We start from the raw sequence: 9,809 nt of genomic DNA on the forward strand, positions 1-9,809 counted from the left end.
GGCATCATCGGAAATCTTATTGCCATCCGTATCTACATATTTAGCAGTAACGTCTCCGCCAGCGACTGGATCTTTTGTATAAACATAAGTCACCGTCTGAGCTTGATCTGTGAAGGTACCGGTAGTATTTCCTTGAACTTCTTTGAAAGTATAACCATCAATTGTTTTTTGTTCCGTGGTGTAAGACTCACTAATATTACCTGATTTCACGACATCATCAGAAATCTTATTGCCATCTGTATCTACATATTTAGCAGTAACGTCTCCACCAGCGACTGGATCTTTTGTATAAACATAAGTCACCGTCTGATCGTTAGCTGTATAACTGCCTGTAGTGTCTCCCTGAACTTCCTTAAAAGTGTACCCTGTAATATTCTTCTGTTCTGTGCTCCATGGAGTATCTAAATCACCAGACTGAGTAACATCATCAGCTATTTTATTACCTTCATCGTCTACATAGTGAGCAATAACTGTTCCTTGAGCCACTGTATAATCAAAACCATCTAATTGGAATTGCTGTAAATTTGTATGTGTTCCTGTTGAAGCTGAGATCGCCAAGGACATAGATTTTTCATTTCCTAACAACGAAGTTACATCTTGACTCCATGTTTGGTCATCATAACTTACGGTTATTATTTTACTTGATCCATTATAACTAATACTAATTGGTTTGAATGTATTATTAGCAGGCTCTGTAATCTGTTTTGCACCTTGATTTATCGTATTAGCTACCCCGGATGTCCCATCTACAAAAGCTCCAAAGGCCACACCGTTCCCATGCTCAGGTCCAAATTGTGTGGGATCTGGAGAGTAGCCGCTCCCTCCTCTCCCGTTAAAGAAAGTATCTAGCTTGAAACCAAAGGCACCCGAAATCCCCCCAAATCCCATGGCTCCCCCTGAGCTTCCAACTACACTTGTATCACCAGGTTGTAAAACAAAGGACATGCCATCAGCTCCACCATTTTTTTGTGATTTATTTCCTAAATTTACTTTTCCATTAAGTTGGAATGATTGACTCATATCAATCTTCGTATTTAAAATGGCATTTCCGACTTGATCTTGGGTATCATTTGTTAGCGTTATAGTATCTCCTGTAATCGAAGCATTTCCATTATTTACAAAGTTTTTAGCAAAATCAGCTCCATCAATATGAATGGTTCTAGAACTCGATGTTGCTTTAGCCTCTTGAAAATTAATTGTATCTGCCGATCCCTTTATTGATACCAATGGAGAAAACTGATTCATCAATAATATCGTTGCAGAAAATAACATGTGACTTTTTTTTATCTTCATTAGTATTTAATTCCTATCATTTTTGTTTTATCAGAAAAATAATAATTTTTCTGAGTATTACATCGTAGCTTTTTTACTACAAACATAATTATAACCTACTTTCTATCATTATGCAAGACTATTTCAAATAAATTACAATAATAACGAAATACAACCTATCACCATTCAGGGTTAGTGATAACAATATCCTCATATTTCATTTTATCAGAAAAACTTTTATTTTTAGTACTCTTTTATAATCCTTATGCTTAAGCTATTTCTGTCTCCTGCTTTATCACAACTTCAACATTTCCTGATTTTTTTACATAGTAAACATGTTTATTATGCGTTTCTCCTAAAGTCTGTGCAAGTGTCTTAGTTTCTTTATCTATGACACGTAAAATACCATCGAGCTCAACGATTAAAATATTTTTATAATTTGATCAAGTGGGCTTCACATTGGCGAATTCACCGTTTGATAAGATAATTTGTTCTTGTTTTTTGTTCATTTTCTCTCTCCATTCTCGTCTATTTTGAGGGATAATAAAAGACACCTGTATAATGCAAGTGTCTGGGTACAAAATTTCTCTATACTTAAAAGATTATTTTGGTACTTGTAGTTTAATAAGAATCCCTTAACAAACCTTAATTTGAAACAACTTGAAATCTTAGAAATGTTTTGTTATGATAACCCCCTACAGCTTATCTGCATAACTTCCTTTATCATTTAAAAAATAATCTGTTTTTATCCACTAACACCTGAGCGGGTTTCTTTTTATTTTAGGAGTATTTATGACCAAAACTTCCATTTCGCATTCCCTCAAAAAACAGCTTAACAGTATAATTCACTCTCTTGGGATACATTCAAAAGACTACGCACACCATCCTAAAGATTTTACAAGAAATAGAAAACTCACTGACTTAATTTATTTTTTGCAAATAAAATGGGAGTTCTAAAATGGCGGGGATGATGTTGGACGAGGCCAATCAAATATTCAAGATTTGGGGCTTCAATCACAGCTTTATGTATTTTGGCCCATTCCCCTTTTTCCTTTGCACTTGAGGATTCTCTGACTTCTAGTTCAGGTGTTCCTCGGTCTGTGAGCGTCAGTATATTTTTTAAATCTTCAAAGTTAAGTTCATGCATCTTTTTTTTGACAAAAGGGATATTATAATCTTTAAGCCAAGCGACGACTTTTCTCGAACTTGCGCATGAGTTACTGGTAATTAATGTGAGCATTTCTTTCTCCTTTTTAGTTGGCTTGGTTTGTCATCTTAAATTGTTCATTTAGGACCCTATGCCATAAGCCAAGAAGCGCGTCTTTCTGTTGTCGGATCATTCGATAATTTGCAAAACGATAGGTGCATTTCCCTTCTGAGGTAATCTGTGTTGCCTTAATTAACCACCCTAAACGAGGATAGCCATGAGTGGCTAATTCTTTATGTCCTTTTCCCTTCACAGAGATATAAAAGCTGAGATAACCTCTGGATAGATTTTTAAATTTTTTGGTTCCATATTTAACTTTTCCGCGGGTAATATAAGGTTCAATCAATCCTTCAAACTGAATGACATCTCCTAGACTAATTGTTCCACTTCGATCTACTTGTTCATCTTCTTCAGTTAATCCTGAATTATTGATGTAGCCATCCGTTAGGTCACTCATTTGATGATTACTCATCTTAATCCAAACATGGCTATCAATGATTGTGCCATTCCTTTTATCATTTGTAATAAGACTCGGTGAAGAGAGACAAATTCTAAGTACGCCATTAATGATTTTTGCGTCTGTAATCACCCCTGAAATTCCAACCCACGCGCCACTGTAATCTGATAAGAATTCTCTTCTATCATCTGTCGTCTTACTTCCTTCATACATGAATCCCCATTTCATGGCTAAAATTTCATGAAAAGCTTGAGTACTTTTAGGACGTTACAATAGCACAGGAGCAACAGGTTTCATGAGTTCTTGTTCTAGATATTTTCTTTGAATCTTCTTATTATCGATTAATCGGTTCCCAGATTTTGTTTTAAGCTTTTGTTTTTTATAGCCTTGTACCGCTTTTTTTATTTTTTGCGATTGATTTATTTTTGACATGTTTTATATTTCCTTAGTTATGGTTTAACTTATTATCCCACAGGAAAAAAATTGGCATGAAGAAACTTCTTTTTTAAGATAAAAAAATAGATCCTTTTTAGAATCTATCTTTATTTCATTAACTCAATGAATTGAAATAGCGTGCTTTTATTTTAGAATATGAAGCCACAACGATTCCCTTTTTTCGTAGTCGTGATTTATAAGCCTTGATTGAACCTTCTGTTCGTTCTAATTTATTAGCAATTTGTTCATTGGTCATATAACGTGAAACTCTAATAATATAGTCATTCTCTCTAGCCGTGAAGTTTCTCATGGAAACTTTTTTGGATTGAGTAACAATGTTTAAGGCTTTACATTTGCGATCCACCGTTGTCCAGTCCCGATTTAGAATTTGAGCAATCTCCCCGATACTTTTCTCTTTGGACAATTCTTGTAATTGTTCAAGTTCCTGCTCTGACCATTTACGAACGGTAAATTCTCGGTAGCCCAAAGCATATTTGGCTTGTTTGATCGCACTTTGGCTCCGATTCATGTAGATTGCAATTTCTTCATTCGTTTTTCCTTGCTCGATGAGTGTTTCAAGAAGATTCCGTTCGTCTTTGGACCACTGTTTATTTTGCGGATTTCCCGATTTAAGCCCAAGTGTATTCCGTTGCCCTCGAATGGAATCTGGTGTTCGTCCCATTCTTCTTGCAATCTCCTCATCCCCAGCGAATTTCACTAAATGATGAAGTTGATTGATTTCTTCTGGAGTCCACTGTTTTTCTTTGGCCAAGCAACCACAAGATTTCACACTGCCTTGCATGAGATGATTCACACTGGCCAGTTTTTTATTGCCACACTCGCACTGACAAAGCCAAAGCGTATAGCCAGAAGCCCTTTTATCTGTTGGCTCTATTGCCGTCAAGCGACCAAATGTTTGGGCTGTAATATCTCTTCCCCTCATTTATTATTTCCTACCTTTTTTTATTCGAAAACATTTTAGAAAACATTGACCCTAAGAGGCCTAACAATACTCCGATGATTAAGACAAGCGGCCACCGCCAATCAATGCCCTTTTTAACCGAAGTGATTGCACTTGTCAAATTCTTAATGCTTAACGGTTGCGCAAAGAAATCAAACAATTGATTCTTATTCGAATTTTGACTTCGCGTATTTGCTAAGACTTTTCCGAAATTACTATTATAATCTTTACTGTCTTTAAGCGAACCATTTCCTTTATTGAGTAACTCATCCGTATTCTTCAAAAGTTTTTCCGCAGAAGTTTTTGTTTCTTGTGTGGTCGCAACCATTTGGGTAAATTCATTGCCATTATCTTTAATCAATTGCGCACTTTTAGAAGTCTCATCTGCACTTTTAGCCGTTGATGTTGAAAGTTCAGAAATCGTTTTGTAAAGTGCATCACTCGCAGCTGTATCTTGATAGAGCGCAGTATCATCCGCATTGTATTGTTCCCAGTTTTTTAATTCCAAGGTTTGATTTTCATTTTTCTTCCAAGAGTCAAATTGCTCATTGATAGAAGTCATCGTTGTAGAGTACCAATCTTGTAATTCTTTAATATTTTGACTGAAAACATTGTCTGGCAGATGATCACTCAAAGTTTTTTCATCGTCGGATAAGGCTGTGATACTTTCATTAACTGATGTTACTGATTGGATAACTTTGTTAATATTCTCATGTCCTTTTGTTTTATAGGCTGAAATATCTTTTTGTTCTATACTAGCTTTTATTTTATCTCTATCCATATTTCCATACAAGTTAGCGATCGAACTTGAGTTATAATTTTTAAAATCATTCAGCGTATAAGGTCCTGATAAAAAATGTCCCTCAAAAGAATCTACTGTATCACTCGTCGTTCCGTAAAGCCAGGTAATTAATGTTGCACTCTTTTCGATATTATTTAAGACTTGGGTAATCGCGTTTAGTTCGTCTCCTCCTAGCAATTCTTTGATTTGATCTTCAGGATAAAGCGTGTACTGAGAAGAAGAACTATTTTTATCTGAAGCGTCTCCCCATTTAAAAGTAATAAGAGGGTCATTGCTATTATTTAGTGTAACAGTATAATTAATTGTAAATACTGCAAGTTTTTTATTTTCTGATTTACTGCCCCCCTCATCATGATCCATGTTGTGTAATTCTACAGAATTTCCTGTGATAGTTGTGGAAGCTTCAGGATAAGCATCGCCAGCTTTTGCATCATCAAGAGTAACTAGGGAACTTCCATCAGTGACTTGTAGTGTGTAGTTTTTCCCAGCAGGAACAGTGATTTGCATTGCTTTTGCGAGTGTTTGCTTGCTATTACTATCTGTTGGAATACCTGAGAAATCAACTGTCCCTGGGATTGCTCCAGCAGCATTACCATAGCTTGAAATCAATTGGAGTTCTTTTTTATAGAGGGCAGTGTCCACTCCTGACCGCGCCATGGCATCAAATAATTTTTGATAATCTGCCTCATTCCATGAATATTTGCCGAGTAACGTTTTTAAATTATCTAGGTAACCTTCTTTTGACAAATTGTCTTTTCCCAAGAATGATTGACTTATCTTTCGGTAGAGTGCCTCTTGTGCATTTGTATCATTTTGAATACTTCCATCCTTGTCAGCATTCTTATCAAAGTTTGATAAGTCAACCGTTGTTGAATCTTGCGCGAAAAACTGTTGGTATAATTGATTTTCTAGTTCAAGAAGTTGATCTCGATTCTTTGTTGCATCATCTATTTGTTTCGTTAAATTGTCTCGAACGGTTGTAATCTTGGTATTATAATCCTTCACTTGATTTTGAAGATTAGTTAAAACACCTGATTCAGTAGTCCCATCTTTTTGATAGAAATTAAATAAATTATTGAGCGTATTCGTATGCGAATCATCAAATTGTTTAAAATAAACTTTTTGATCATCTTCTGATTGATTGGTAATGCCTTTATTTCCATTGTTAAGATTGACATCAGCAATTTGTTTTTGGGTATCAAAATACTTTTGTAGCCCTGTGAGCTGGCCGTTAAACGTTTTACTTGTCGAATCTAACATTGATTGTGTCGATTTGGTGAAACTGTTTTGAGAAGCAATCCAAGCACTATTTTCTGATTTTAAACCACTAGCTGAGGCAATCACAGAAGAATAATTTTGGTTAGTGGATTGAAAAGGACCATAGACCTGATGAGATAAAGTCGATAAGACGTTATCTTGATTCGTAATTACATCATTCATATTATTCTGCGCTTCTGAAATATTTCCTGCCACAGAAGCGTAGTACATTTTAACAATATTTTGATTAAAATCTTTTAAAACACTCGTAATTTTATCATTAAGAATATTTTGAGATAAAGCGGACTGATTCGCTTGTAATTTATAGTTGACTTGCGACTTAATCGGACTAATATCTTGTAAAGTCAAAATATCATGAGAAAAAGCTTGGGGAATATAAATGACAGCATCCACAGATTTATCTGCGTAAGCACGATCAGCGACAGAACGTGAGACGACTTGCCAGTTATATTTCGTATCACCTGAGACTAAGCTAACAAAATCCTTCCCAAAATGATAGTCTTTTTTATTAAAAGTTGACGAACTATCTTCATTGACAAGGGCAATGGTTGGTTTTGAGACTGTCTTCTGGGTTTTACTACTCCTACTTAAATAGACCACCGTAGCAATAAGGAGTATCGTCACTATCGATAGTAAACTGATGACAATCCAACGTGTTTTCTTAAACTTTTTTTGTAGTTTTTTATTCATAAATTTTCCTTTTTGTTTCAACTAATTACTACTAATGACTGTTCAAGTCATCACTAGTAATTAGTAGAATAACTTCTACTAATCTTGTTACTTTTTTCTTCTATAATATTTTTGAATATTACTTATTTCAGTTTTATCTAGAAATTTATTTTCTTAATATTTTGTCCTATATATCATAATCTGTATCAAAGTTATCATAGTATATATTGATCAGGTAATCCTTGACATTATTTCGCCCATATAATAAATTGGATAAACGGAAAAATAATTATTTTATTAATTGTCATACAGTATAGATAAAAATTTAATTTATTAGTGGATATATTTTTTTGCATAATTATTGTAATTGGGAGTGCTTCTTTTATTCATAGCAAATAGCAAAGTCCCTTGAAGATAATCATCAGACGAATCTGGTTCAATCATCAAAGCAATATTTCTATCTTTTGCTGGAAAAATAATACTATAGTGTTTTCCGTTTTGGACTATACCATAATATTTTATTCCATTTTCTGTTCCAGTAGCATTTTGAGTATAATTGTATTCATCCCCATCTATCGATACTTTTTTTTCAGTAAAAATAATATTTAAATTTTTACTATCACTATTCTGTGAATACCAAGTCCCTTGAAAAGTTTTCGAACCACGGCATCCTACAAGGGTGGTGAGCATCGATACCAGAATTATCGCTATAATAATTAATTGTCTATTACTACCAAATTTATATTTCTTTATAAAATTATTCATCTTTATTTCTCCCTAAAATTACAATACTTGTGATACTCCAAACTTATATAGTATATATATATATTTCAAATTTATCCATCATCTTGTTAGTTTAAATAATATTTATCATTCAAATACTCAATATTATTTTGTAGGTTTTTTCTAAAAATTTTATTATTAGGCAATATACTGCTTCTTAATAAAATTACTCAATTTCTTGATCTATAAAATCACTCAATTCTTTTAAGTATCTATGTTCATACTCAGTAGTAGGAGCTTCAAATAGTACCTCTGCTATATCATTCTGATTAAATAAATACAACGACTTTGAATCTTGATAACCTTGAGGATTCAAAATCCCTGTATAGTCATAGGTAACCTTATCTTTGCTCATTTGGTATCGCCCTATAATTGTCAGCGGTTGATTTCCTGCATTTAATAGGACTGTCGTACCTATAGTTAACCATTCATTGTTTATTTTCATACTTGAGTTTCCTTACTATTTTTTATATTTTTAAAAATATTAATTATTACTAAAATAATCCATACAGATAAGATAGTAATCACTATTAACGGCTTAACAAGAGTTACTACAATTATTAATAAGAGACCAATGATCACCCATAGTATTGCTTCTATTTTAGAAGGGCGGTTATTTATTGGTAGCATATCAATATGAGCCTTTGTTAAATTTTTTCGTCCAGAAAATGAATAAAACCAGGTTTTCTTAGCCGATAGGATACCAAGATTCAAAAAGTCAGGACTTAAAACTACGTAATTTATCAAAAACAATCCAACTATTTCATCAACTACTTGATTATCTATCGTATATAAAGTAATTTGAAAATTTCCATTTATTTGAACATTTGACTGACAAAAAACAGCAACTGGTTCATTGTTTCTCTTTATTGGATAAATATATCCTTTTGTTCCTGATGGAACACTACTTAAACTATAAAGATTTTCATTATTTTGAAAGTTAAGATCCCATTGATTTACCAAAAATAAATTATTAAATGAACTTTTTGAAATAAATTGATTCTTTGAATCATCAATATCTTGAGCATAAATTTTTTCATTTTTGGGAGATATTTTTGGTATATTAAATACTTTAAATTTCTGTCCACTCAATTCAAATTCATAATTATTCTTCTCATTTTTCGTTGCTTCTATTATTGTTTCCCAATTATCAATAGGACTTTCAGCACTTATACTTTTTAATATTTGAAAATTTTTAATATCTCCTTGGGTTTTAAGGCTTACCTGTGTAATTTTCATTACTTATCCTCCTATAGAAAGCCCTAATCCAAATGGACCTAATTTGAATTTCGCTTCTGCTTTATCAGCAGTTACACCGGCTTTAGCTGAAGCCGCAATCCCAACACCAGCACTTCCCGTTACATTAAATTTTACACCAAATATTGTAAATCCAGCCTTAGCCTCTCCTTCAACAATATATGCATCTGCGCCAACCTCTGCCTGTACTCCAAAGTGACTCTTGCCATTTTTGTCAGTAAATTGTCCTAAACCAAGACTCGCTTTAGCATCAGCAGTATAACTTGAGCCAGAAGCAGAACCATGTGCATTAAATTGATCATTCCCTAGTTGCCCATGAGCCTCTGCTTCAGCAGCAGATATCCCAATATTTGCGTCTGCACCTAAACCAAAATTCACATCCCTTCTACTTTTTCCATTTTTTCCTTTCTTATTTTTCATACTAAACGGTGTCATAACTCCAACACTTCCATCAGCTGATAGTCCAGTTACTGATGCACCGTTTTGCTTATCTCCCGCACTTCCTTTACCAGCATATGCCTCAAAACCGACATCCCCATCCGAAATATCTTTATCAACTGAACCATGTTCCTCTTTTTTAGATAGATTTTTATTATTTTTTCTCTCTTTTTCAAACCATGTCTTATCCTTCCCTTTAGGTAAACTGTAAGACCCATCTGAATTAATTTTACTCCCATTGAGCACCATC

General features: G+C 33.8%; 10 protein-coding genes. All 10 read right to left on the minus strand.

Annotated elements, in window-relative coordinates:
• On the minus strand, window positions 1-1,293 hold a 1,293-nt coding region (locus tag IAE51_RS12300), incomplete at its 3' end, for a MucBP domain-containing protein (RefSeq protein WP_233611079.1).
• Between the two features lie 892 nt (window positions 1,294-2,185).
• Window positions 2,186-2,512 (minus strand): hypothetical protein, encoded by a 327-nt coding sequence (locus IAE51_RS11885; protein WP_200095634.1) that lies wholly within the window; start codon window positions 2,510-2,512, stop codon window positions 2,186-2,188.
• A 13-nt stretch (window positions 2,513-2,525) separates the two neighbouring features.
• The gene (locus IAE51_RS11890; protein ID WP_200095635.1) at window positions 2,526-3,164 is read right to left on the minus strand and encodes a hypothetical protein; all 639 of its coding nucleotides are present in this window, start codon (window positions 3,162-3,164) and stop codon (window positions 2,526-2,528) included.
• Between the two features lie 39 nt (window positions 3,165-3,203).
• The gene (locus IAE51_RS11895) at window positions 3,204-3,368 is read right to left on the minus strand and encodes a hypothetical protein (protein ID WP_200095636.1); all 165 of its coding nucleotides are present in this window, start codon (window positions 3,366-3,368) and stop codon (window positions 3,204-3,206) included.
• Window positions 3,369-3,486: 118 nt separating this feature from the next.
• A complete protein-coding gene (locus IAE51_RS11900; RefSeq protein ID WP_200095637.1) occupies window positions 3,487-4,314 on the minus strand; it encodes a hypothetical protein in 828 nt (275 codons plus the stop codon).
• A gap of 10 nt (window positions 4,315-4,324) precedes the next feature.
• The gene (gene esaA, locus IAE51_RS11905; RefSeq protein ID WP_200095638.1) at window positions 4,325-7,102 is read right to left on the minus strand and encodes a type VII secretion protein EsaA; all 2,778 of its coding nucleotides are present in this window, start codon (window positions 7,100-7,102) and stop codon (window positions 4,325-4,327) included.
• A 312-nt stretch (window positions 7,103-7,414) separates the two neighbouring features.
• Complete coding sequence (locus IAE51_RS11910; protein WP_200095639.1) at window positions 7,415-7,846, minus strand: glycosyltransferase; 432 nt, start codon at window positions 7,844-7,846, stop codon at window positions 7,415-7,417.
• A 184-nt stretch (window positions 7,847-8,030) separates the two neighbouring features.
• On the minus strand, window positions 8,031-8,309 hold the full coding sequence (locus IAE51_RS11915; protein ID WP_233611080.1) for a DUF4176 domain-containing protein: 279 nt from the start codon (window positions 8,307-8,309) through the stop codon (window positions 8,031-8,033).
• Window positions 8,306-9,103 (minus strand): hypothetical protein, encoded by a 798-nt coding sequence (locus tag IAE51_RS11920; protein ID WP_200095640.1) that lies wholly within the window; start codon window positions 9,101-9,103, stop codon window positions 8,306-8,308. Before IAE51_RS11920 ends, IAE51_RS11915 begins: the two co-directional genes overlap by 4 nt.
• A gap of 3 nt (window positions 9,104-9,106) precedes the next feature.
• A partial coding sequence (locus IAE51_RS11925) for a hypothetical protein (protein ID WP_200095643.1) occupies window positions 9,107-9,809 on the minus strand: 703 nt, incomplete at its 5' end.

Source organism: Lactococcus sp. S64, from assembly GCF_016516525.1.
Lineage (GTDB): Bacteria > Bacillota > Bacilli > Lactobacillales > Streptococcaceae > Lactococcus > Lactococcus lactis.